13 protein-coding genes and 1 tRNA gene are annotated in these 24,022 nt (G+C 47.0%); 13 read left to right on the forward strand and 1 reads right to left on the reverse strand.

Going from position 1 to position 24,022, the window contains the following annotated elements; all coding sequences use genetic code 11:
* Positions 1-351: 351 nt before the first annotated feature.
* Genes AC0QUU_RS03270 through AC0QUU_RS03290 form a run of 5 tightly spaced genes read left to right on the forward strand, consistent with a single transcriptional unit; the run spans position 352 to position 5,988 of the window.
* Positions 352-1,914 (forward strand): amino acid adenylation domain-containing protein, encoded by a 1,563-nt coding sequence (locus tag AC0QUU_RS03270; protein WP_474544567.1) that lies wholly within the window; start codon positions 352-354, stop codon positions 1,912-1,914.
* 5 nt (positions 1,915-1,919) lie between these two features.
* The gene (locus AC0QUU_RS03275) at positions 1,920-3,179 is read left to right on the forward strand and encodes a diaminopimelate decarboxylase family protein (RefSeq protein WP_474544568.1); all 1,260 of its coding nucleotides are present in this window, start codon (positions 1,920-1,922) and stop codon (positions 3,177-3,179) included.
* Complete coding sequence (locus AC0QUU_RS03280) at positions 3,167-3,394, forward strand: phosphopantetheine-binding protein (protein ID WP_474544569.1); 228 nt, start codon at positions 3,167-3,169, stop codon at positions 3,392-3,394. Before AC0QUU_RS03275 ends, AC0QUU_RS03280 begins: the two co-directional genes overlap by 13 nt.
* Before the next feature lie 3 nt (positions 3,395-3,397).
* Positions 3,398-4,987 (forward strand): MBOAT family O-acyltransferase, encoded by a 1,590-nt coding sequence (locus tag AC0QUU_RS03285; RefSeq protein ID WP_474544570.1) that lies wholly within the window; start codon positions 3,398-3,400, stop codon positions 4,985-4,987.
* A 32-nt stretch (positions 4,988-5,019) separates the two neighbouring features.
* The gene (locus tag AC0QUU_RS03290) at positions 5,020-5,988 is read left to right on the forward strand and encodes an SGNH/GDSL hydrolase family protein (RefSeq protein ID WP_474544571.1); all 969 of its coding nucleotides are present in this window, start codon (positions 5,020-5,022) and stop codon (positions 5,986-5,988) included.
* A 32-nt stretch (positions 5,989-6,020) separates the two neighbouring features.
* On the opposite strand, the gene AC0QUU_RS03295 is transcribed toward AC0QUU_RS03290, so the two are convergent.
* Positions 6,021-7,295 carry a M18 family aminopeptidase gene (locus AC0QUU_RS03295; RefSeq protein WP_474544572.1) on the reverse strand — a complete coding sequence of 425 codons (1,275 nt, stop codon included), beginning with the start codon at positions 7,293-7,295 and terminating at the stop codon, positions 6,021-6,023.
* Between the two features lie 199 nt (positions 7,296-7,494).
* Between AC0QUU_RS03295 and AC0QUU_RS03300 the strand changes: the two genes are divergently transcribed.
* From AC0QUU_RS03300 to AC0QUU_RS03335, 8 genes are all read left to right on the forward strand, one after another.
* Positions 7,495-8,169 carry a response regulator transcription factor gene (locus tag AC0QUU_RS03300; RefSeq protein WP_474544573.1) on the forward strand — a complete coding sequence of 225 codons (675 nt, stop codon included), beginning with the start codon at positions 7,495-7,497 and terminating at the stop codon, positions 8,167-8,169.
* Positions 8,166-9,575 (forward strand): sensor histidine kinase, encoded by a 1,410-nt coding sequence (locus AC0QUU_RS03305; RefSeq protein ID WP_474544574.1) that lies wholly within the window; start codon positions 8,166-8,168, stop codon positions 9,573-9,575. The genes AC0QUU_RS03300 and AC0QUU_RS03305 overlap by 4 nt, the downstream gene beginning before the upstream one ends.
* A gap of 134 nt (positions 9,576-9,709) precedes the next feature.
* Complete coding sequence (locus tag AC0QUU_RS03310) at positions 9,710-10,372, forward strand: PepSY domain-containing protein (RefSeq protein WP_474544575.1); 663 nt, start codon at positions 9,710-9,712, stop codon at positions 10,370-10,372.
* Between the two features lie 192 nt (positions 10,373-10,564).
* Positions 10,565-10,636: transfer RNA gene (locus AC0QUU_RS03315), tRNA-Cys, on the forward strand.
* An 80-nt stretch (positions 10,637-10,716) separates the two neighbouring features.
* Positions 10,717-10,896 (forward strand): hypothetical protein, encoded by a 180-nt coding sequence (locus tag AC0QUU_RS03320; protein ID WP_474545510.1) that lies wholly within the window; start codon positions 10,717-10,719, stop codon positions 10,894-10,896.
* Between the two features lie 381 nt (positions 10,897-11,277).
* Entirely contained in the window at positions 11,278-16,215 is a 4,938-nt protein-coding gene (locus AC0QUU_RS03325) for an FIVAR domain-containing protein (protein WP_474544576.1), read from the forward strand.
* Positions 16,216-17,151: 936 nt separating this feature from the next.
* Complete coding sequence (locus AC0QUU_RS03330; RefSeq protein WP_474544577.1) at positions 17,152-22,455, forward strand: beta-L-arabinofuranosidase domain-containing protein; 5,304 nt, start codon at positions 17,152-17,154, stop codon at positions 22,453-22,455.
* Between the two features lie 137 nt (positions 22,456-22,592).
* The gene (locus AC0QUU_RS03335; protein ID WP_474544578.1) at positions 22,593-23,810 is read left to right on the forward strand and encodes an aldo/keto reductase; all 1,218 of its coding nucleotides are present in this window, start codon (positions 22,593-22,595) and stop codon (positions 23,808-23,810) included.
* Positions 23,811-24,022 lie beyond the last annotated feature (212 nt).

Below are 24,022 nucleotides of genomic sequence, written 5' to 3' on the forward strand. Positions count from 1 at the left end.
GCTGCCTGGATAAATATATTCTTACAGTACAGTTTATCATATCAGGAGACACCAGGGACAATTGAATTTGCTGTGGTTTTTGTACAGGCCTGTGTGACTATAAATTCAAAACATTTATATTTCTGACAGTTCAAATCTTTGCGCTCTTACGTACCGGCTTCGTCTGCGGTCCGAACGCAAGTGTGGTCTCCGGAACCCCACCGGTCTCTTCCGGCGTCCCTTCTCAATCATACAAATCCGGATACATATTACCTTAAGAATGTATACATATCATCTTAAGAATCTATACAGGACATGTTAATATCTGTCCCTTACAATTAAATCCAACAAAGACGTAAGGGGTGATAATAAATGACTTTGAATAAAAATGACACACAAAAAGAATATGACAGCATTCTTGACTGCCTTGAGCAGGCAGAAGAGAAGTATAAATATAAAACTGCTGTGTCTGATACCAGAATGTCGCTGACATGGCATGAACTGGCTGTAATGGCCCGAAAAATCGGGAGCGGACTTGCCGGTCTGGTTCCGGCGGGACGGCCGGTGCCTATTCTCATGGAAAAGAGCGCAGTTACGCTGGCCGCTATGTTCGGTACCGTGTATGCAGGATGCTTTTACGTTCCTGTTAATCCCGACAATCCGGGAGACCGGCTGCAAAAGATTTTCGGGACGCTGGAAGCGGAGACTGTTGTCGTGGATGAAAACGGAAAAAATCTGCTGGAGACAACGGGACTTCTGGCGGACGGTAAACTGAAGCCGGTTCTGGCAGAAGATCTTCTGAAATCAGAAATGGACGCGGGAAAGCTTGCACAGCTTCGTTCTGCAGGGCGCAGGGCGGATCCCTTATACGGACTGTTTACATCCGGTTCGACAGGGAATCCGAAAGCAGTGATCGTAAGCCACAGATCAGTACTTCAGTTTATCGGACATTTTACGGAGTGCTTCCATATAACAGAGGCTGATGTAATTGGCAACCAGGCGCCTTTTGATTTTGACGTATCGGTAAAAGACATCTATTCGGCAGTAATGACAGGAGCGGAACTGGCGCTGATTCCGAAAGAATACTTTTCAACGCCGCCCAGACTGCTGGATGATCTGTGTGATCGGAAAGTAACCACACTGACCTGGGCCGTGTCCGCGCTGACGCTTGTATCCTCGCTGAAAGGACTGGCTTACCGGGTGCCGGAGTATGTGAACAAAGTTATGTTCAGCGGGGAGGCAATGCCTCCGAAACAGCTTCGGATCTGGCAGGATGCCCTTCCTGACGCCGAATTCGTGAATCTGTATGGTCCTACGGAAATTACATGCAACTGTACATTTTACCGGGTGAAGCGCCGGTATGATGACAAAGAAAAAATCCCTGCAGGGCGCGCCTTCCCCGGAAGAGTTGTATTTCTTCTGGGTGAAGACGGACAGCAGATAACTGCGCCGGGACAACAGGGAGAGATCTGCGTGGCAGGAGAATCACTGGCGGAAGGATATTACCGCAATCCGGAGCAGACGGCGCAGCGGTTTGTTCTGTATCCTGTAAATGGGAAAGAAAAGACAAGAATATATAAAACCGGTGATATGGGATGTTTTGATGAAACCGGAGAGCTGGTATTTGCCGGACGCAAAGATTTTCAGATCAAACACATGGGACACCGGATTGAGCTGGAGGAAATTGAAAGCGCTATGAACAGCGTGGACAATATTCAGAAAAGCTGCTGCATATTTGACCGGGAGAGAAATCGTATTGTGGGATTTTATATGGGAGATGTGGAGTCTTCGGAAGTACGCAGAACTTTGAAGGAAAAGCTTCCGCTTTATATGGTGCCTCCACGTCTGGTGCAGATGAGCGTCATGCCATTGAATAAAAACGGAAAAACGGACCGGGATTATCTGAAAAAAGTAGCGGCCGGGAAAGGAAGGTAGGAGAGTTGAATAAAGAAAAACTGGAATACGCGGCGGCGCGTTATGGAACACCATTGTATGTTTTTGATCTTGACCGGCTGACCGCCCAGACCATGCGGCTCCGGAATGCTTTCGGGAAAGATGTGGGTCTGTGTTATGCAATGAAGGCAAATCCCTTTCTGACTGCCCACATGGCGGAGGAAGCGGATCGGATTGAAGTGTGTTCCATGGGCGAATTTGAGATCTGCAGAAAACTTCGGATCCCGCCTGAAAAACTGTTTATATCCGGAGTACTTAAAAAGAAGGAAGATATATTCCGGATTCTGGAATTCTGTCAGGGGCGGTGCGCGTATACCGTGGAATCCGTAAAACAGCTTCACTATTTTGTGGAGTGGAGTGATGCCCATATGGTGAAGCTCAGACTGTACCCAAGACTTACAAGCGGTAATCAGTTTGGAATGGATGAAGATATGCTCCATAGTGTATTCAATGTGGTAAATATGAGTCCGTACCTTGAAATAGAAGGGATCCATTACTTCTCAGGAACGCAGAAACGTTCGCTAAAGCAGCTGGAAAAAGAGATCTCCATGCTGGATGATCTTCTGATCCGGATTCGGGACGAGTGGAAAGTGTCCATTCCATGTCTGGAATATGGTCCTGGTATTGCAGTCCCGTATTTTCAGGGCAAGGACGTGCAGACATACAAAGATGAAGGGTTGACAGCTCTCAGGGAGGCCATAGATTCCATGCAGTGGAAGGGGCATGTGACAATTGAACTGGGGCGGGCCATCGCGGCTGAGTGCGGATATTACCTGACCCAGATCCGGGATATAAAGAAAAACGGAGATACGGAATACTGTATTGTGGACGGAGGAAATCACCAGATCAATTATGACGGACAGATCCGCGGGATGTATGAACCGCATCTCCAGGTGCTTCCGGGAGAACAGCAGGGCAGAGAGAAAGCGTGGACGATATGCGGCGCGCTCTGTACGGTAAATGACGTATTGTGCAGAGATGTGAAGCTGACGGGCGTGCAGAGCGGAAAAATTCTTGCTTTTGAACGGACAGGCGCGTATTCGGCGATGGAAGGAATGTCCCTGTTTTTGAGTCACCCGTTGCCGTCGATTGTGACATATCAGCAGGACGAAGGCTGGCAGCTGCTGAGAAAACAGAGGGATACATATTTATGGAATATGCCGGAGGACGGAAGTGACGGCGGAAAACGCCGCGCGGCAGAAGAAATAACAGAGATTGCAGGAGGTTTATCAGGATGGAAACTTTAATGAATATTTTACGGGAGATTGATGACAGTATTGATTATGAGAAGGAACAGGCGCTGATTGATGACAGGCTGCTGGATTCATTCGGAGTGATCACCCTTGTAGCAGAACTTGAGGAGGCTTTTGATATAGAGATTGAGGCATCTGAAATGATTCCGGAGAATTTTAATTCCGCCGGAGCGATTTACAAAATGGTTTGCAGACTGCAGGAGAATTAAACAATGTCTTACGATTCATTATTATATGTGCTTTTGTTCCTCCCTGTATGTCTGGCAGTTTACCAGCTTGCGCCGAAAGGCTGGCGCAGGCGGGTGCTGCTGGCATGCGGCTATGTGTTTTTCTATCTGTTCAGCGGAAAGCTGCTGGTATATCTTCTCGCGACCACACTGCTTGTCCACTGTATCGGTATATGGCTGGCATGGCTGAAATCGGAGGAAAAAGCAGCGGCCGCCAAAGTTTCGGGGAGCGGGCGGAAGGCGGTAAAAGCGGCATACCAGAAGCAGAGCAGACGGGTGCTTCTGCTTGGAGTTGTGCTTTTGCTGGGTGTGCTGGCGTATCTGAAGTACTATAATTTCTTTGCCAGTAATATATCCGGCGTGATAGAGATGTGTCATCTTCCTTTTTCGCTGGAGCAGAAGTCTCTTATTATGCCTATCGGCATATCCTTTTATACCCTGCAGGCTATTGGCTATATGGCCGATGTGTATTGGGGAAAGATAAAAGCGGAGACGAATCTGGAAAATACAGCGCTTTTCCTTGCGTTTTTTCCCCAGATTATGGAAGGACCAATCAGCAGATATTCCGATGTATCTGATACCCTTTTCTCAGAGAAGCCGTTGGAACTTCGGAATCTGCAAAACGGATATATCCGGATTATATGGGGGCTTTTTAAGAAAAAGATTGTGGCTGACCGGCTGGCGGTTGCGGTAGGAATGGTGTTTGAGCACTATACATCTTACAGCGGTCTCATTGTTGCCGTATCAGCAGTAGCCTATACCGTACAGCTTTATATGGAATTTTCAGGATGTATGGATATGATAATCGGAAGCGGTGAACTTTTCGGAGTTCGTCTTCCGGAAAACTTCCGTCAGCCTTTCTGCGCAAGAAATGCTGCGGAGTTCTGGAGAAGATGGCATATTACACTGGGAGTATGGTTTAAGACATATATTTTCTATCCGGTTTCTATGTCCGGGATTGTAAAGAAATGGAACCAGTACGGCAGAAAACATCTGGGCAAGTATGTAACCATGCTGGGAACTTCTGCTATGGCGCTTCTGCCGGTATGGATCTGCAACGGTTTGTGGCATGGCGCAAGGTGGAGTTATATTTTCTATGGATTGTATTATTTTACCCTGATCCTGCTGGGCATTGCCGTGCAGCCTGTAAGGGACCGGGCATTGAACGTCTTCCATATCCGCGAGGATTCCCGGGCATGGCGAAGAGTACAGATTACAAAAACATGGATCATTATTTTTGTGGGAGAGCTGTTTTTCCGGGCAGATGGATTCCGGGCGGGCCTCCATATGTTCCGAAGTATATTTGAGGATTTCCAGATCCGGCAGTTGTGGGACGGAACTCTTCTTAACCTGGGACTGCAGAAGTCTGATATTGTAGCGGTTGTGGCCGGGTGCATTGTGGTGGCAGTAGTCGGTATGATAAAAGAACGGGGAATATGTGTGAGGGAAAGGCTCTCGGAATGCCGGCTTCCGCTGCGCTGGTGCGCGTACTATGCGCTGATTCTGGCGGTGGTTATATTTGCGGCGTACGGGGACGGATATCAGAAAGTTGATCTCATATACGCAGGATTCTAAGGGAGTATTTTCAGTATACCGAGGAGGAAAGTTTGAAAGCGAAAAAAAGAATTATTTTATTTGTTTTAATATTTGTAATGCTGCTGGGAGTGCTTTCTTTTGGCATACAGAAAGTGGCTGTCAGCATGAAAGACGGTATTATAGGGAGAAGCCGTTCCTTTGCGTCGGTTGGCGCAGAACCGGAAAATACAATTGACATTCTGGTGATTGGAGACAGTGAAAGTTATACTTCGATGTCTCCGATGGATCTGTGGAATCAGACGGGGATTACGTCATTTGACTGTGGTCAGCCGGGACAAAGGATCCAGGAGACTTGTTTTCTGCTGAAAGAGGCGTTTAAAACACAGTCGCCTAAATTGGTTATTCTTGAGACAAATGCGATGTTTCGTGATCCGGGATTTCTTACTAATGTCTCAATGTCAATTATAGAACCTGTCCGGTATTATTTCCCTATATTCCGTTATCATAATCTGTGGAAGCAGATTATTGACGGGAAAAAGTACACAGGACGTACTGTATTCAAAGGATTTGAAATACGGGATAAAGTGGTTCCTTATGAAGGAAGCGACCACTATATGAAAGAAACAAAAGATGTGCAGCAGATTCCGGAATTTGTTTATTACTATATGGAAGACATAAAGAAAATGTGCAGAGAGAATGGCGCGGATCTTCTGCTTATGAGCGCGCCGTCTCCGCATAATTACAACTATAAAAAACATAATGCGATTGAAGCGTATGCCAAAGAAAACGCACTTCCATATATTGATCTGAATATGAAGACAAAAGAAATCGGAATCGACTGGAAAAAAGACAGTTATGACAAAGGAGATCATCTGAATCTCCACGGCGCACAGAAAGTTACTGCATATATGGGAAAATATTTAAAAGAAAATTATACCCTGCCTGATCACAGAGGAGAAGAAGGCTATCAGGAATGGCAGAATCTTGCCGTGCAGTTTCAGGCTGAAGTGGAGAAAAGGAACGTAAAAGCAAAAAAATAAAGGAAAGAAAAAGAGCAGCAGAGAAATTCTCCCTATAGGAAGAATTTCTCTGCTGCTTTTATCAGATATCCGGTGTCTTTTGTTCCGGCAGTTTCATACGGGGAGTGCATGGCAAGCTGAGGCAGGCCGATGTCAACAGTGTTCAGCGCTACCCGTGTGTTTGAGATATTTCCCAGAGTGGAACCTCCGGCCATGTCGGAACGGTTTGCGAAAGTCTGAACCGGTACTCCGGCTTCCCGGCATATATCCCGGAACATGGCGGCGGAAAGTGCGTCGGTACAGTATTTCTGCCCGGCGTTGAATTTGATTACAATTCCTTCATTCAGAAACGGCCGGTTGGACGGATCGGCCTTATCGGTATAATTGGGATGGACGGCATGGGCATTATCAGCCGAAATCATAAAGCTGTCCGCAAGGTGCACCAGATAATCCTCTTCTGTCATTCCCAGACCACGATATGCTCTGGTCAGGGTGTCGTACAGGAAGGTGGATGCGGCTCCCTGTTTTGTATTGCTTCCGGTTTCCTCATTGTCCAGGATACAGTAAACAGCAAGGTAAGATTTTCTGGGAGCGGACAAAAAGCCTTTCAAAGAAGCAAAGGCACATTGCAGGTCATCCAGTCTGGGACTGGAAATATACTCCTGAGAAGCACCCCAGATGCAGCCTTTTTGCCGGTTATACAGAAACAGATCATGCCCCAGAATCTCGTTTTCCTTTACACCGGCAGCGTCAGCAGTGATTTTCAGAAATGTTCCTTTTGCAGAAATATCGCCGTAAAGAGGAAGCATGTCCTTCTGGATATTGTAGGAATATCCCTTGTTTGCATCACGGTTCATGTGGATGGCGAGACTGGGAATCATAACAAGATCCCGGTCAATATTTACAAGCCGGGATTCAAACTTTCCGGTCTTTTTATTCTTAATAATTACTCTTCCGGCCACAGACAGCGGGCGGTCAAACCAGGGGGCGCACAACATGCCGCCGTATCCCTCCACGTTCAGGCGTATATAATGCTTCTCTGTTTCCAGTTCAGGATTCTCCTTGATCTTGAAGGAGGGAGAATCACTGTGGCCTGCAATAATGCGCATGCCCGAAAAGCTCTGCTCCGGAACAGTAAAAGCAATGAGTGCAGACCCATTACGTGCAACAAAATAACGCCCGCCCCTTTGAATCTGCCATTTTTCATTTTCCTGTAATTGCGTAAAATGATCCTTTAAAAGCAAATCTTCTGTAAATTTCACCGCATGGAAACAAGAAGGACTGGATTCGATAAAATGAATAAGCTCTTTGGAAATTGTGTGGTTCATAGTGAAAACTCTCCTTAAAGGGGACGTACCCTTTTTCAAAAGGGTCTGACCCCTGTTAATGATATTTTCAGAATATAATTCCAATTCTTCCATGTCAAGAAAAATGTTCTCTTATCTTCGGTCGTTCTTCCCTTTACAATGGCGGAAATGCAAGGGTATACTGTATGATAACAATGGGAAAAACAGAGGAGGTGTGGTTATGCGGATTTTGATTGCGGAGGATGAAAAGGATCTGAACCGGATTATCAGTTCCCGTCTGTCGCAGGAACACTACAGTGTGGATTCCTGCTTTGACGGAGAAGAGGCACTGGAGTATCTGGAAAGCGCAGGGTATGACGCAGTGGTGCTGGATATTATGATGCCGAAGGCGGACGGCCTGAAGGTGCTGAAGAAGATGCGTGGCCGCGGGGACGCCACTCCGGTACTTCTTCTGACGGCGCGGGACAGCATTGAGGACCGGGTGACCGGGCTGGACGCAGGAGCAAACGATTATCTGGTTAAGCCTTTTGCATTTGAGGAGCTGCTGGCCAGGATCCGGGTGCTTCTGAGAAAACCGGCGGATGCGCCGACAGCATGCTATCGGCTGGCGGATCTGGAGGTGCACACGGATACTCACAAAGTGATGCGGGCGGGCAGGGAGATCCGACTGTCAGGCAAGGAGTTTTCCCTTCTCAGGTATATGATACAGAATCAGGGAATCGTACTTTCCAGGGACAGGCTGGAGCAGCATTTGTGGAATTTTGACTATGCCGGAGGCTCGAACGTAATTGACGTCTATATCCGTTATCTGAGAAGGAAAATTGACGAGGGATGCGATGTAAAACTGATTCATACGGTGCGGGGCTCCGGGTATGTTTTGAAGGTGCAGAAATGAAACGATTGTCATTAAAACTAAAACTGACCGTTCTATATACATTTTTTATGGTTCTTGTGACCTGCGCGGCTCTTGCGATCCTTTTTTCGCTGAGTACGAGAGAAGTATTGTCATCCACACAGTCCCGACTGGAAAGAAGAGTGCAGGACAGCGCGGATGATGTATGGCTCAGGAACGGAGAACTGCAGCTGGATTCTGATTTTTATTCTGTGACACAGGATGTATATCTTTCCCTTTATGATGAAGATATGTATTTTCTTTATGGCAGAATTCCTTATGGATTTGATTCTCAGCCGGATTTCGCGGATGGACAGGTAAGGAGTATTACCGAAGGAAATACAGAATGGTATGTTTATGATATGTCCTTCCGCCTGACAGAAGACTATACCGTATATATACGGGGAATTACATCAGTTACAGATGCGGAGGCCAGCTTCACGGTTACCATCCGGTTCGCGCTTATTCTGCTGCCGGCGCTGGTTGTCGCAACGGCGTTTATCGGATACCGTTTTACCAGACGCACGCTGATGCCGGTAAAAAAAATTACAGATACGGTGAGAAAAATCCGGACAGATGCAGATCTGTCCCAACGTATCGGCATTACAGGCGGCGGCAGAACACGGGGGGATGAAATCTACACGCTGGCGGATACGTTTGACGAAATGCTTTCGGAACTGGAGGAAGTGTTTCAGCGAGAAAAACAGTTTACATCGGATGTGTCGCACGAATTGCGTACGCCGGTGAGCGTGATTCTGGCTCAGTGCAGCGCATGCCTGGAGGACGAAACACTTTCCGCAAAGCAGCGAGAGCAGATTATGCTGATTCAGAAAAAGGCCCGGGACATGTCGGATATTATTTCTCATCTGCTGTTCCTTTCCAGAGCAGATCAGGGCAGACAGCCGCTGAACAAAGAATATCTGAATCTCAGCGAACTTACCGGCATAGCAGCGGAGGAACAGCAGCTTCTGGCGGAAGAAGAAGGGCGCGGCGTGACGGTAGCAACCCGGATTGAACCGGATCTTTATGCCCGGGCGGATGAGACTTTTTATATCCGCATGCTGATCAACCTGATTTCAAATGCAGTGACTTACAGCAAAGAGAACGGACATGTTATTGTTTCCCTGAAACGTTCCGGCAGGGAAATTATCGGATGTGTGGAAGACGACGGCATCGGGATTGAGCCGGAGCACCTGCCTTATATCTGGGAACGGTTTTACCGGGCGGATGCGTCCAGAACCGGCCGGCAGGGGGAAAACCATTCCGGCCTGGGACTTTCTATGGTCAAATGGATTGCACAGGCCCACGGAGGGTCTGTGAAGGCCGAGAGCCGTCCGGCAGAGGGAAGCAGGTTTACCTTTACCATTCCGGCGGACGATGAGGAAGCAGAACTTGAAAACAGAATATGACAGAGAAAAAGAAATGCTCAAAAATTAAAAAAACTGCGTTCTTTAATGTTGCTTTAATCTTTCTCATATATATTTAAATCAACAAAAACAAAGAATAAAAAATAGAAAATAATATCTGAAAGGAGAAATGAAAAATGAAGAAGAAGATTTTAGCAGCAGCGGCACTGGCGTCAGCAGTAGTATTAGGGGCATTTACAGGATGTGGAAACAGCAGTGACATCGGAAGAGACGCGGCTCTGGAGGTGGCGCTTAATGACGCCGGAGTCAGCGAATCCGACACTACAAGACTTAGAGTATCAGAAGACAGAGATGACGGAAGGAAAGTATATGAAATACGCTTTGACGCGGCAGAAAAGGAATACGATTACGAAATCCAGGCGTCTGACGGAGCGATTGTCAGCTCTGATGTAGAGGCAATCGAAAACAATGCAGGAATTCAGGACGATGATACACAGAACAGCAATTCTGTTCAGAATGAAAAGGATCAGACAGATGCTTCCGACAGCGGAAATGCCCAGGGACAGACAGTTACTGAAAATACGGCGGGGCAGGATCAGAATCAAAGCAGCGCAAATTCCGGTTCATCAGCAGGCGTGGCAATCAGTCAGGATGAGGCAGTGCAGATCGCGCTGGACCGTGTGCCCGGAGCCACTGCGCAGAATGTAAAAATTGAGCTGGACAGAGATGACGGAAGGTACAAATACGAAGGAGAAATTTTCTACAATCGTATCGAGTATGACTTCGAGATCGATGCGAATTCCGGAACAATCCTTGAGTGGAGCGAGGAGAGAGATTAGTCTGAAAGAAGGGTCATGACGAATATTTCTCATTGAGCTGAACACATAACGAAATGTGATCCGCCCTTCTCCCGAAACAGCTGATTTCGGGAGAAGGGCAGGTTTTTATTTGACGTTTGTCTGAAATTCTGGTATACTTCATTAAGTGCATGAATATAATAACAGTGCATCATGTACAGATATTTATAGTAAGGCGCAGTAGCCAAGCGGTAAGGCGTGGGTCTGCAACACCCTGATGCACCGGTTCAAATCCGGTCTGCGCCTCTCAAAAATCCCGAAAAATCAATGTTTTTCGGGATTTTTTTATTTTTGAGGCTTGTAATGACCGAAATCCTATTGAATCTATTAACAGCAGGGTAAAGTTTCCGAAAAGTATAAAAGAGAAAACGATCCGTCAGGAAGTTCCGTTTACAATCAGTGGAATGGCTGAAAATATGATGGATATTGCAGGCGTGAGGGTGGTCTGTCCGTTTATTTCTGATGTGTATCATATAGCCGGGTTACTTTTGAAACAGGGGATATAGAAAAAACAGAGATGTTCTTTTGCGTTGTGGATATCTGACATAAATATGCGAAGATAATCGGGAGTGTGAAATATAAACAAAAAAATGAAGATAAACCAAAAATAACTAATTAATATAAATGAAAAGATAAAATATGCAAGCTGAACATTGTGAAAAATGCTAATATATAAGTAGCTGCCATTGATGAATATGGCAAAAATAACGGAAACCCCGAAAGCGGGAAAAATAACTTCTTGGAATCTCGATGAGTGAGATCCTAACCGAAATTTGACAACTGAATATTGTGCGGAAAAAGAAATTTTTGAGAGAAGGGTCCGAAAGCCTTATAAAATCAGGGCAGAAGATTCCGGGAAGTTATTTAGTAGGAAAAGGAGGAAAAAGATGAGAAAAGGAAAGGGCGTTTTGAAACGAAGTGCTGCTGCTGTGTTAAGTGCTGCAATGGTATTCAGCATGAACTTTTCTGCACTTCCTGCTGTCGCTCATGCTCAGAGCGTTCCGGATCCCGGCGGAACAGGGACAGGGCAGAATGAATCCCGGGAAGTAAAAATCGGCCTGGATGAAATTGCGTCCATGACGGCAAAGACTCTTGGCCCCACAAATGACGGCGATACTCTGGAAGCAAGTTTTGACGGGGACACAACCACTTACACAAACAGCAATTATACCGATCCGTCGAATTCAAAGCCTCAGGTGTATACGTTTACCTTTGAGGAACAGGTGAACCTGTGTAAAGTACGGATTCATCCGCGAAATGCAGGCGGAGGCGTGGGAAATGGCGCGCCGAACAGTTGCCTGGTGGAGGTAAGCGCCGACGGAAGCAGCTATATACAGACAGCAGACCAGGCAGTAACTGATAATTCTCTGACATGGACGGACATCAGTTTTTCTGCAGTTCCTGCAAAAAGTGTCAGACTGACATTAAATTCTGCTCATGAAACAGTAGTCAGCACGGGGGAAGTAGAGCTGTATAAACTGATTGAAAATCCGGAACAACCTGATCCGGCAGATAAGACAGGACTGAAAGAAGCAATTGACCGTGTTGTGGAAAAAATGGCGGGGCTGAATGAAGAAGATTACGTAATCAGCAGCTGGAATGCGCTGGAAACAGCTCTGAGCAATGCACAGACTGTATATGAGAATGAGGGGGCTTCAGCAAACGACGTAGCGGCAGCTTTGTCTGCGCTGGAGACGGCAGAGAAGAATCTTGCAGAACTGATTTCGCCGATTTACATGACAGATTTTGTATCCTGTGAAAATGGAAGAGTTACAGTTGAACTCAACGGCCCTACGAATTATGTCCCGGACGGTGAGATGAAATGGACTTATGAATACAGGGACGGAAGACATCTGCTTTATACAGATAACTGGGATACAGCGGCTCTGGCACCCGGAGAGACAAAAAACTACCGGGCTGTCTGCATTTATGATATGAATGGGACAGACGGAGAAGGAACCTGGAGTTTTGTATATCTTTCTGACGACGGAGCAGGTTCTGTATCAACGGAATATGGAAACCGGCCGGTTGCCACAATTACTGCGGGAGGAAAAACATACGATTTAAGCAAAAATGAAGATAAGACTGAAATTGCCGGCCTGAAATTCACGGCAGCACCGGTTGTCCATGTCAGCGGCGTAGATCTGCGGGGGGCAGAGAGTCAGCGTACAGGCGTAGGTGAAAGCGCGATTGATGCGGGCGCTGTAGTTTCCCCGGATCGGACGGAGATGGAGTTCCCGATTAAAAGCCAGACGGGAAAGCCGGCTTCGGGAAATTATTCTCTGTATATCAGCTGGCACGGAACAACGGCATATTTCTGGAATATACAGATTAACAATGTGAATGTTATTGACCGTTCTGCTCTTGAAGAGGCAATCGCCGGGGCGGAAGGACTGACTGCAGATGATTATACAGAAGAGTCCTGGGCAGCGATGCAGCAGAAACTGGAAGAGGCCAGAGAGGTTCTGGATGATGTCATTGCTACAACGTCAGAAGTCTCGGAAGCCGCGCAGGAGCTCAACGACGCGGTGGCTGCTCTTGAGGATAAGGTGCCGCCGGCAGACAAAACCGAACTTCAGCAGCTTTATAATGAAGTGAAGGATGCGGTGTTTACATATCCGAATACAACCTTCTGCGACAGATTCACAGACGCGCTGGCAGACGCGGCAGATGTACTGGAAAATGACGCGGCAATACAGGAAGATGTAGATTCTGCTTATTATTATCTGGAAAAATATTACTGGCTGAATATGGTTAATGATAAAGTTTCTTATTACAATCCGGATAAGTCGGGCCAGGACGGCAGATTTGTATACAGTGATAAAATTACGGAAAGTATTCTTCCACTTGTAACTGCGTTTAAGGAGGCAAGATACGCCAATGTAAATACAGAACCAGACATTCTTAAAGGCTATTATGAAGGATTTACAGAGGCCGAAAAACATGAGGCGGAGATAGCGGATCCGGATCTCAGAGGCGTAGAAGTCGGCTTTAATGCGGAGAATGACTTCGATACAGAGACTGCATTAAATTCAAACAATTACGGACATTTTGAGATTACAGGCCAGGAGTTTGTATCTGATGCGGCCGGAAATGTAAATGTGAAAGTTTTCATCAGATTTGTGAATGACGGAATCAGCCCGGTTACGGGAGAGGAAGGGGACGACTACAGCGTCAGCGAGATGACGAAGGCCAGATGCAGGGTGGCCTATGAGGCGCCGTCTCAGAAAGGCTCGAAAAGCATCAGCGGCAAAGATAAACTGAATGGGTCTTATGGAAACGGATTCATCGGCGAAGTGACAGTACCTCTGGACAGCGTAATCAGTCTGACGGTGGAAGATTCTGTTATGCCAGGTTTTTTCAAAGTACAGAAGTTTGCAGAAGCTGACAAAACGGAACTTGAGACCGCAATCAGCGCAGCGGAAGCTCTGGACGAAGAAAATTATACGGAGGAATCCTGGGCAGCAGTGCAGGAGAAACTGGAAACAGCGAAGAATGTGCTGGATAATGTTCTCGCGACGCAGACAGAGGCAGATGATGCGGCGGATGCTCTGAACAACGCAATGGAAGCTCTTGTGCCGGACACGGATAAGGCGGCGCTTCAGAAACTTTACGATGAAGTAAAGGATGCGCAGTTCGACTATCCTTACCAGTCATATTATAAAAGGTTTACAAACGCGCTGAACAGGGCTCAGACTGTGCTGGAAGATGAAATGGCATTCCAGTCAGAAGTGGATACTGCGTATAATACACTGGAAAAATATTACTGGCTGAATATGCTTAATGACAAGGTAGCATATTATAATCCGGATAAAGAAGGGGAAGACGGCAGATTTATATACAGTGATAAACTCACGGAAAGTATTTTGCCGGTGGTTGCGGCGTTCCAGGAAGGCTCGAATGTAAGCAGCGGCGCGTCAACAGAAAAGATACTCACCTGCTATAATGCATTTGTTGATGCTGAAAAACTGATCCAGACAGCAGAAAGTGACCTGAGAGGCACAGAAGTCGGATTTAACGCAGATGCTATGGATCCGGACAACTACGGGCATTTTGAGATTACAGGCCAGGAGTTTGTCGTGGGCGAAGATGGAGTGGTCCGTGTAAAAGTTTCTTTTAAATTTGTAAATGATGGAATTGATCCGATCAGCGGTGAACAGGGGAAACCGTTCTCGCTGAGTGATATGGGCGATTTAAGCTGCCGCGTTGCCTATGAATCGCCTTCGGAAACAGGCTCAAAAGGCGTAGATTATCAGGGACCGCTGGATGGAAATATTAAAAATGGAATTGAAGGATATTTCACAGTTGATCAGGACAGCGCAGTCAACCTGTATTTCTACCGGACCGCTTATATGCCGGGATATTATAGAGTGCAGAAGTTTGAAGAGGCGGATAAATCAGCCCTTGAGGCCGTGGTCAGCGAAGCAGAAGCGCTGAGTAAAGAGGACTATCTGACAGATCCCTGGGGTGTAATGGAAGAGAAACTTCAGGAAGCAAAGGCAGTTCTGGACGACCCGCTGGCTTCGGATACAGAAATTGCGGATGCGGCACAGGCGCTTAGAGACGCAATAGACGCACTTGTCAAAAGAGCGGATAAGACGGAACTTGAGGCCGCGATCAATGCAGTAGAAGATCTGAAAGAAGAAGACTACACAGAGGAATCCTGGACGGAAATGCAGGAGAAGCTGGAAGCGGCAAAAGAAGTAATGGATGATCCGGAAGCAGCTCAGACGCAGGCTGATGATGCGGCAAAAGCCCTGAATGATGCTGTTGATGCACTGGTGGTAGATAAAACAGCTCTGGAAGAAGCAATGAAAACTGCTGAAGAGGCAATCGGGAAGGAATACATTTATCAGCATGATGATACATGGGATGATTTCCTGACAGCCTGCAAACATGCAGAGGATGTATATGAAAATCCGGATGCAGAAGGAGCAGATGTAAGGAAAGCTGCAGAGGATCTTATATCCAGGTATAATGAACTTGTATTTGAGTCAGAAGCTCCGGCGGCATGGTTTGTTATCGGAAATACAGAGACTGCAATCGAAGAAAACGCATTATTAAATGAAACATTTGATCTTAAGTTCACAGATAATGGAAGGCTGCTTCAGTTTGTACTGAATGGAACAGAATTCCGGCTTGCCGGAACAGAAGACGGAGTTCTGTTTGAAGAAATACAGGATGTATTAAATGAAGGAAACGGCGGGGACGGAAAGAACACACTGATTGTCCGCGACTGTGTTCCTCCTGCCGGAGGCGTATATCCGACAGAAAGGACATATACTTTCTATTTCGATCAGACAGCTCCAACTGCAGAGGTGGCATATTCCACAGAAGAACCGACAGATGGCGATGTTGTGGTAACGATTACTTTTGATGAGCCTCTGGCCGGAACAAATCTTCCGGAAGGCTGGATATTAAGTGATAACGGTCTGATTGCTGTGAAAACATATCAGGAAAACACAGAAGAAAAAGCTGTGTTTACAGATACTGCAGGTAATGCGGTGACAGCGGAAATCAGGATTACCAATATCGATAAGATCACTCAGGAACCGGAAGAACCGGAAGATCCTGAAAAACCGGAAAATCCTGAAAATCCCGGACAGCCGGAGAAACCGGACGGACCGAAGGAGCCGGATAAACAGAATGATCCGGGAAAGAAACCGGAACAGTCAGGCAGTAAAGAAGATTCGGATAAGGAAGGAGGCAAGGCTGCAGTTAAGACCGGAGACAATGCAAACCCGGGAGTTTATGTATCTGTTATGGCATTAAGTGCCGCTGCAGCAGCAGTAATTATCCGAAAAAAGGAAGAAAAGAAAAAATGAGCGGCAACCGGAATAATCCGGAATGTTGACGACTGGAAATAACTATTAAAATAACAGTCAGCAAGACAGCCGCCCGGACGAATTTGTTCGTCCGGGCGGCTGTCTTGCTGTATGTGCGCCTGGCGGCGCACGTTTCTTAAGGATACCGTTTTAGGATGTGAGCGCAGCGCGGCAGTGCGCATAGTCAGGCACGATGGATTCCGGCCGGCCGGGCAAAAAAAGAAGTATGTGCCAGATAGGACGGAAATTTAATGTCAGATGTATAAAAAAAATAGAATTTCTTACAAACTTCCATGTAAATCGTTTAATATTTTGAATGAAAAAACAGTTTCAGAGTGCTGTATATAACTGAAAGAGCTGGAAAAGCTGAAAAAAATCACAATTATAAAAAGAAAAACGAACCAAAAAATATATTTGTATTAAAAAGCGAAAAGAAAAACACAAAAATGTATTGTAAATAACTTATAAACCTGAGAAACAGGCTGTTTTCAGATTGCGGGATGATTTATGCGGTGGTATGATTATATCATAGGGCGATAAGGCATCTATGGCAATTGATAAAGATGTGAAAACCTGAAAAAATTATAGCGCAGCGCAGAATATAAGTACGTTGCGCATTCATTTTATCAGAAAAATCTTTCGGACCCGGCAGCTGCGCCTGCTGTTAACGCCTGAGGAAAGAGCGTGTTGTATCAGCAGCCGGTGCTGTGGCGAAAGAAAGGTTTACAAATCACAGACACATTTGCAGATGCGTTATCCCTGAGTATGATCCTGACGAATGATCAGCCGGTCTGTGTCTTGCATAGTGAACGGAAATTACAGCAGCAGAAATGCTGTATATTTTTTCTGTTATTCGGATCGCTATTATTAAAGAAGAAACAAGAACGGCAATGAGTCGATGGATCATTAAATCTTATTTACAGGAGGAAGGAGAAAATGAAAAAAAGAATTGTAGCAGTTCTTCTGAGCGCGGCGATGATCTTTACAATGGCTCCCGTGAGCCCGGTCAGCGCGGCACCGGAAGACGGCGATAATTCAGTGCCGGCAGTTCAGGTTGATGCTGAGAACCCGGGCAATAATATTGCCCTGAAAGCTACCGCGGACGCGTCTTATACGAACATATACGGTATCTCTCCGGCATCTATGAATGACGGCGAACTGGCGACAGATGATCCGTATTCGAGCTGGAACAGCTGGGGCACGGATGACGAGCACTATCCGGTAATCACATCCCTGGAATGGGAGAATGCGCAGGTAATTACCGGCATGCGGGTAATCTGGTGGGCGGACAACGCTACGCTGGAGTCCAACGCAAATGTGACATTCCCGAAATCAGCCACACTTTATTACGTGGATGAAGAGGGAGAGGCACAGCAGATTACCGGTATGACAAACGAGAAAGATATGGCGACAGATGAGGTTGGTACTGAAGTTGATTCCAGCTCCAATAACGGAATTAACGGAAACAACAAATACTGGAATTATGTGAAATTCTCAGAGCCGATTACTACAAAAGAACTTCAGATGAAGATCCAGCGTAACGGAAGCGGCACTAACGGTGTAGGTATCAGTGAGTGGGAGGCATTCGGATATCCGACGATCGCGTCAGGCACCAATGTTGCAGGGGAGGCAGATATAACTGCTTCATATACAAATACAACGCTGCCGGACAACGCGGTTGCTGCTATTAATGATGGAAAAATGGCAGAGGGTTCCAACACAACATGGAACACCTGGGCTCAGAGCGGGGATGTTGAATATCCTGTAACTGTGGACCTTGACTGGGGCAATACTACATATGACATTTCCAGTGTACGTGTAATGTGGTGGTCAGATAACGGCGGCGTACAGTTCCCGTCTGACTGCAAACTTCAGTGGTACAATGAGCGGTCCAAAGAATGGACAGACATCACAGAGCTTGTAGATGAGACAGGCGCTGACACATCATCTGTCGGGGTGAAATTCGGCTCCAAAGATGCTGCCGGAGCAAATGCGGCGGATTATACAAATGGAAATAACCGTTACTGGAACGGCGTAGCCATGAACGAGTCTGTTCAGACAAGCAAACTTCGTCTTGTGATCGACCGCAATGGTGAAGGTTCAACAGGCGTCGGTATCGGTGAAGTGGAAGTATACGGAACAGAAGTTGCCCAGTCATCAGGCGACAATGTTGCTCCGCTGGCTACTGCTTCCGCTGACGCACAGAATACGCCGGTTACAAATGTAAATAACGGACAGCTTGCAACAAATGCGGGAACTTCATGGAATACATGGAACAGCAGCACTTACCCGACAACGGTTATGCTGACATGGGACGCGCCTTATGTGCTGAACGGCATGCGCGTAATGTACTGGGCAGATAACGGAAATCTGACAGCTTCAGGAAACGTAACATTCCCGAAGAGCTGTGACGTAGAATATTATGATTTTGAGACCGGATCCTGGCAGGCCATTACAGATATGACAGATGAGTCGGGCGCAGACGTATCTACTGTCGGCGTAAAATACGGAAGCGCGGACGCTGCATCCGATCAGCCGGGAAATTATCTGAATGGAAACAACCGTTACTGGAATGTCGTAACATTCAAAGAACCGGTGAAGACAACACAGCTTCGTCTGAACATTGACCGTAACGGTTCCGGCGCAAACGGAGTTGGTATCGGCGAGTGGGAAGTATTCGGCGAAGAGATGACTGCAGAGTGGAACGAACTTGTTTCCGCGCAGATCACAGGTAAAGAAAGAATTCTTAAAGGCGAGACAGGAATCTTTACAGCAGAAAGCCTTCCGACAGGACTTGACGGCCTGAGCTATAAATGGGAACTGACAGAAGGCAGCGAGTACATGTCTATCGACGGCGCAGCTGACGAAGCACAGGTAGCCATCCAGGCAAACAAAAGCGGTTATGGTACTCTGAATCTGACAGTATCCCGTGAGCAGAACGGAGAAACTGTATCACGCACAGCCAGCATGCAGATCAAAGTTGATGCCATTACAAGCATTGACGATTATGTAACAGCAACTGAGGCAGGAAGAGCGCCGATTCTTCCGAAGACAGTTGTGGCAAATGGTATCGCGTTTGATGATCCGACACCTGACCTGATGGGAAATAACGGCTTTAATTTCGGCGAGAAATTTAACTCCAAACTTGTTCCTGTTGAGTGGGAAGATGTTGATCCGGAATTATATGCAGAAGATAAGGTCGGAACAACCTTTGAAGTAAAAGGTACAGTTGTTTCAGGAGATGATACATTTGATGCGGTTGCGAGAGTAACAGTAAATGAGCCGGTCGTTACACCGGTTGCCAACAGCACAGTTACCTTTGAAAATGTACAGCTGACAGATAACTTCTGGAATCCGAAACAGAAAGTAAACGCTGTAAATTCACTGAACAAAGCGATCTATCAGATCGAACAGCCGTCCGGCGGAGAGCCGAACTTCGTAAATGCAATTGCGAAGCTGAACGGCGAGCCTTATGATGAATTCCAGGGATATGTATTCCAGGATTCTGATATTTACAAGAGTATCGAGGCAATTTCCTATACTCTGTCTGTAATCAATGATGATACAGATCCGGAGATGGTAGCTCAGAAGGCGGTACTGGAAGAGAAACTGGCTTACTGGATCTCACTGATCGAGCAGGTACAGTACGCAGACGGTTATATCGACACACACTTTACATTAAGAAGCACAGCTCATGCAGGCGGAAGCTCACCGGGAACACACAGATGGCATGACTTCTCCAACCATGAGATGTATAATGCTGGACATTTCCTTGAGGGTGTTGTAGCTTATACACGTTACAGAGAAGGAATCGGCGATCCGGACTACAGCCTTTATGTAGTCGGAAGACGTTTCGCGGACGAGATTGTAACTCTGTTCGGACCGGACGGAACACGTCATGAAGTTCCGGGTCATGAAGAGATCGAGCTGGCGCTTGTAAAATTCGCGAAACTTGTAGAGGAATATGAAGGCGAAGGCACAGGCGATAAATATGTAGAGACAGCAAAAACGCTGATTGACCGCAGAGGTACGAACATGGATGAACGTGAAAGCGGTTACTGGGGCGGTGAATATTCACAGGATAATGCATCCATCAAGGAAATCACAGAAGCTGTAGGACATGCAGTACGTGCATGCTACTTCTACGCGGGCGTAACAGATGTTGCCACACTGCTTCCGGAAGATGATCCGGACAGAGAGGCTTATCTGAATACGATGGACGCGATCTGGGATTCTGTTGCAAACACAAAGACATATATCACCGGCGGTATTGGTGTCCGTTCCCACGGCGAGGATTTCGGTGATCCGTACGAACTGCCGAATGACGACTCCTATTGTGAGATCTGCGCGACGATCGCGCTTGCAAACTGGAACCAGAGAATGAACCTGATCCACGAAGACGCGAAATACGCGGATGTAGTGGAGAAGAACCTGTACAATGCAATTCTTGTAGGAACAAATCTGACAGGAGATAAGTTCTACTACAGTACATATCTTGAGGCAAGAAACGGAGATCCGCGTTCTGACTGGTTCGCATGCGCATGCTGCCCGCCGAACCTGATGCGTACAATCGCGAAATTAAGCGAATATATGTACACAGTACATGGCGACAAACTGTTTGTTAATATGTACATCGGAAGCGATGGTAATGTAAATGTTGACGGAACAAATGTTGGCCTGATCCAGGAAACAGAATATCCGTGGAACGGCGACATCAAGATGACGGTTAACCCGGATGAGGAAAAGGAATTCACAATGAACATCCGTATCCCGGGCTGGGTAGAGGAACAGGCAAACCAGAACGTAACAATTTCTGTCAACGGCGAAGCTGTAACAGCTGAGGCAGAAAAAGGTTATGTTGCAATTACACGTACATGGAATGCCGGCGACGTTGTCAGAATTTCCATCCCGATGGAAATCAGAATGACAGAGGCAGACCCGAATGTAGAAGCTAACCAGGGAAGAATCGCTCTGCAGCGCGGACCGATCGTATACAGCATTGAGATGGCAGGAAACGCACAGCTGAATTCTGATATCGCGAACTTCAGCCCGCTGAACTTTGTAATCCCGAGAGACGCTGAGCTGACAGCTACCTACAATGAAGATCTTCTGAATGGCGTAGTAGAGATCACCGGCGATGTTAAATATAATAACAACGGTGAGATCATTGATGCAAAACTGCAGGCAATTCCGTACTATGCATGGAACAACCGCGGCAACGACGGTGTAGAAGGCCAGAATAACTGCAGCCAGATGCTGATCTGGACAAATACATCCGGCGCGAGCGTTAAGATCGGCGGTGACAGCCAGCTGGTGATCGGCGATACAACTGTCCTGAACGCACTTGCGGCAGGAATGGATAGTCCGACATACGCATGGACTGTTGACGGAAATGCTGTTGAGATTACAGACGGGGCTGATACAGCATCTGTAACAATTTCTGCTGTAGCAGAAGGTGAAGCGACTGTTTCTGTAACAGCTGCAAGCGGTGATACAGAAAAGACAGCAACATTTACTGTTACCGTTACAAAAGATGAGCCGCAGCCGGAGCCGACGCTTGACAGAATCGAGCTTACCGGTCCGTCCAAGACAGAATACATCCAGGGCGAAGAGCTGGATCTGAGCGATCTGGGCGTAATCGCGGTATACAGTGACGGAACAACAGAAGAGATTGCAGAAGGATACGAAGTAACAGGATACGATCCGAACGCGTTAGGCACGCAGGAAGTAACTGTGACATACAAAGGCGTATCAGCAGTCTTTACTGTAACAGTAAAAGCTTCTGAAGAACCTCAGCCGACACTTGACAGGATCGAGCTTGGTGGTGACGTGAAGACAGTGTACACTCAGGGTGAGAAACTTGATCTGAGTGGTCTGACAGTAACAGCGGTATACAGCGATGGAAGTAAAGTTGAACTCAAGGCCGGCGATTACACGGTAAGCGGATATGATCCGAATACAGTAGGCGAACAGAATGTGACGGTAACTTACGGCGGTAAAACAGCTGCCTTTACAGTAACAGTAGAGGAAGGTAAACAGCCGACAGATCCATCTGATCCGACAGATCCGGGACAGAAGCCGTCAGATACTCAGAAGCCTTCAGGCGGCCAGGACGGAGACCAGACAGACAAAGCGGTACAGACAGGAGATACTACAAACCTGTTCCTGCCGGCAGCGGGAATGCTGATGGCAGCAGCACTGTTGTTTGTGGCCTGGAAGAAAAGAAAAATAGAAAAATAACCGCAAAATAAAAGCGGAAAATCGGACATTGCCATGATCGCCGTGCTGAAGATGAAAATGGAGATGTCTGACAGATAAGAACAGGGTGCTTCAGATTTATCGCAAAGATGGATCTGAAGCATCCTTTCTTTCAGAATATGGAGCAGAAAAGGCGTACGGTGCTGAGGACATGGACCGCATGGGCGCTGAAGGAATGGAGGAGAATGATGAAATATCGGAAATTGGGCAGCACAGGGCTTCTGGTCAGTGAGATCGGATTAGGATGTGAAGGTTTTGCGGAGGATGAGTGCCGCAATACAAAGAGACTGCTGGACGAGGCAGAGAGTCAGGGCATCAATTATTTTGACCTTTACGCTTCTGACCCGAAGGTACGCGCGAGCGTCGGAGAAGCGCTGAGGGGAAGAAGAGAAAAGTTTATGATCCAGTCTCACGTCTGTTCGGTCTGGAAAGACGGACAGTATAAAAGGACGAGAAATATTGATGAAGTAAAAGCGGGCATGGAGGAGATGCTTTCTCTCCTTCAGACAGACTATATTGATGTTGGCATGATCCACTATGTAGACTCTGTGAAAGACTGGCATACAGTCGCGGGCGGACCTGTGCTCGCGTATGTAAAGGAATTGAAAGAAAAAGGCGTAATCAGACATATCGGTCTGAGCAGCCACAATCCGGAGGTGGCGCTGGAAGCGGTGAAAAGCGGTGACATTGAAGTGCTGATGTTCAGCGTGAATCCGTGTTATGACCTGCAGCCGGCAAGTGAGGATGTAGAAGAACTGTGGGCGGAGAAGAACTATAAGGAACATTTGATTAATATGAATCCGGAGCGTCAGGAACTGTATGAAACCTGTCAGAGGCTGGGGATAGGGATCACCGTTATGAAAGCATTTGGAGGCGGAGATCTTCTGGATGAAAAACTTTCACCGGCCGGAAAGGCCCTGACTGTGAATCAGTGTATTCATTATGCTCTGACGCGGCCGGGAGTCGCAACCGTTCTGACGGGAGCCCGCAGCGTGGAGCAGCTTGAAGAGAGTATTGCCTATGAGGAGGCCGCAGAAGAAGAACGGGACTATGCGCCTGCCTTCGCGTCCTTTCCGAATATCAGCTGGAAGGGACACTGTATGTACTGCAGTCACTGCGCACCCTGTCCTCAGAAAATTGATGTGGCTTCAGTCACAAAATTCCTCAATCTTGTAAAAGCCCAGGGAACTGTGCCGGAGACAGTCAGAGAGCATTATGAAGTACTGCCCCATCATGCAGGAGAGTGCATCCAGTGCGGCGCATGCCAGACCAGATGCCCGTTTGGAGTGCCGATAATAGAAAACATGAAACAGGCAGCGGAGATTTTCGGGAAGTAGATTCGGATTTGTCGAAGGGAATTTCCGGACAGCAGACACAAACCGGAAGGGAAGGAAGTTTTTATAAGACGGATTCAGAAGAGGGGGACAGGAAATTCTGATGACTCTGAAATGAGTTTAGATAAATAGAAGACCGGGAATCAGCGTCAGGATCTGCGGCGGGCTTTGTCCGAGCGCATGCGAGTTAGCCCGCCGCAAATCCTGCTTTTAGC

This window comes from Mediterraneibacter sp. HA8405 (assembly GCF_056148955.1).

What these genes read in the sequence shown, in the direction of transcription:
- AC0QUU_RS03270 (WP_474544567.1), top strand. Translation starts at nt 352, where the DNA reads ATGACTTTGAATAAAAATGACACACAAAAAGAATATGACAGCATTCTT.
- AC0QUU_RS03280 (WP_474544569.1), top strand. Translation starts at nt 3,167, where the DNA reads ATGGAAACTTTAATGAATATTTTACGGGAGATTGATGACAGTATTGAT.
- AC0QUU_RS03285 (WP_474544570.1), top strand. Translation starts at nt 3,398, where the DNA reads ATGTCTTACGATTCATTATTATATGTGCTTTTGTTCCTCCCTGTATGT.
- AC0QUU_RS03295 (WP_474544572.1), bottom strand. Translation starts at nt 7,295, where the DNA reads ATGAACCACACAATTTCCAAAGAGCTTATTCATTTTATCGAATCCAGT.
- AC0QUU_RS03300 (WP_474544573.1), top strand. Translation starts at nt 7,495, where the DNA reads ATGCGGATTTTGATTGCGGAGGATGAAAAGGATCTGAACCGGATTATC.
- AC0QUU_RS03305 (WP_474544574.1), top strand. Translation starts at nt 8,166, where the DNA reads ATGAAACGATTGTCATTAAAACTAAAACTGACCGTTCTATATACATTT.
- AC0QUU_RS03310 (WP_474544575.1), top strand. Translation starts at nt 9,710, where the DNA reads ATGAAGAAGAAGATTTTAGCAGCAGCGGCACTGGCGTCAGCAGTAGTA.
- AC0QUU_RS03325 (WP_474544576.1), top strand. Translation starts at nt 11,278, where the DNA reads ATGAGAAAAGGAAAGGGCGTTTTGAAACGAAGTGCTGCTGCTGTGTTA.
- AC0QUU_RS03330 (WP_474544577.1), top strand. Translation starts at nt 17,152, where the DNA reads ATGAAAAAAAGAATTGTAGCAGTTCTTCTGAGCGCGGCGATGATCTTT.
- AC0QUU_RS03335 (WP_474544578.1), top strand. Translation starts at nt 22,593, where the DNA reads ATGGAGCAGAAAAGGCGTACGGTGCTGAGGACATGGACCGCATGGGCG.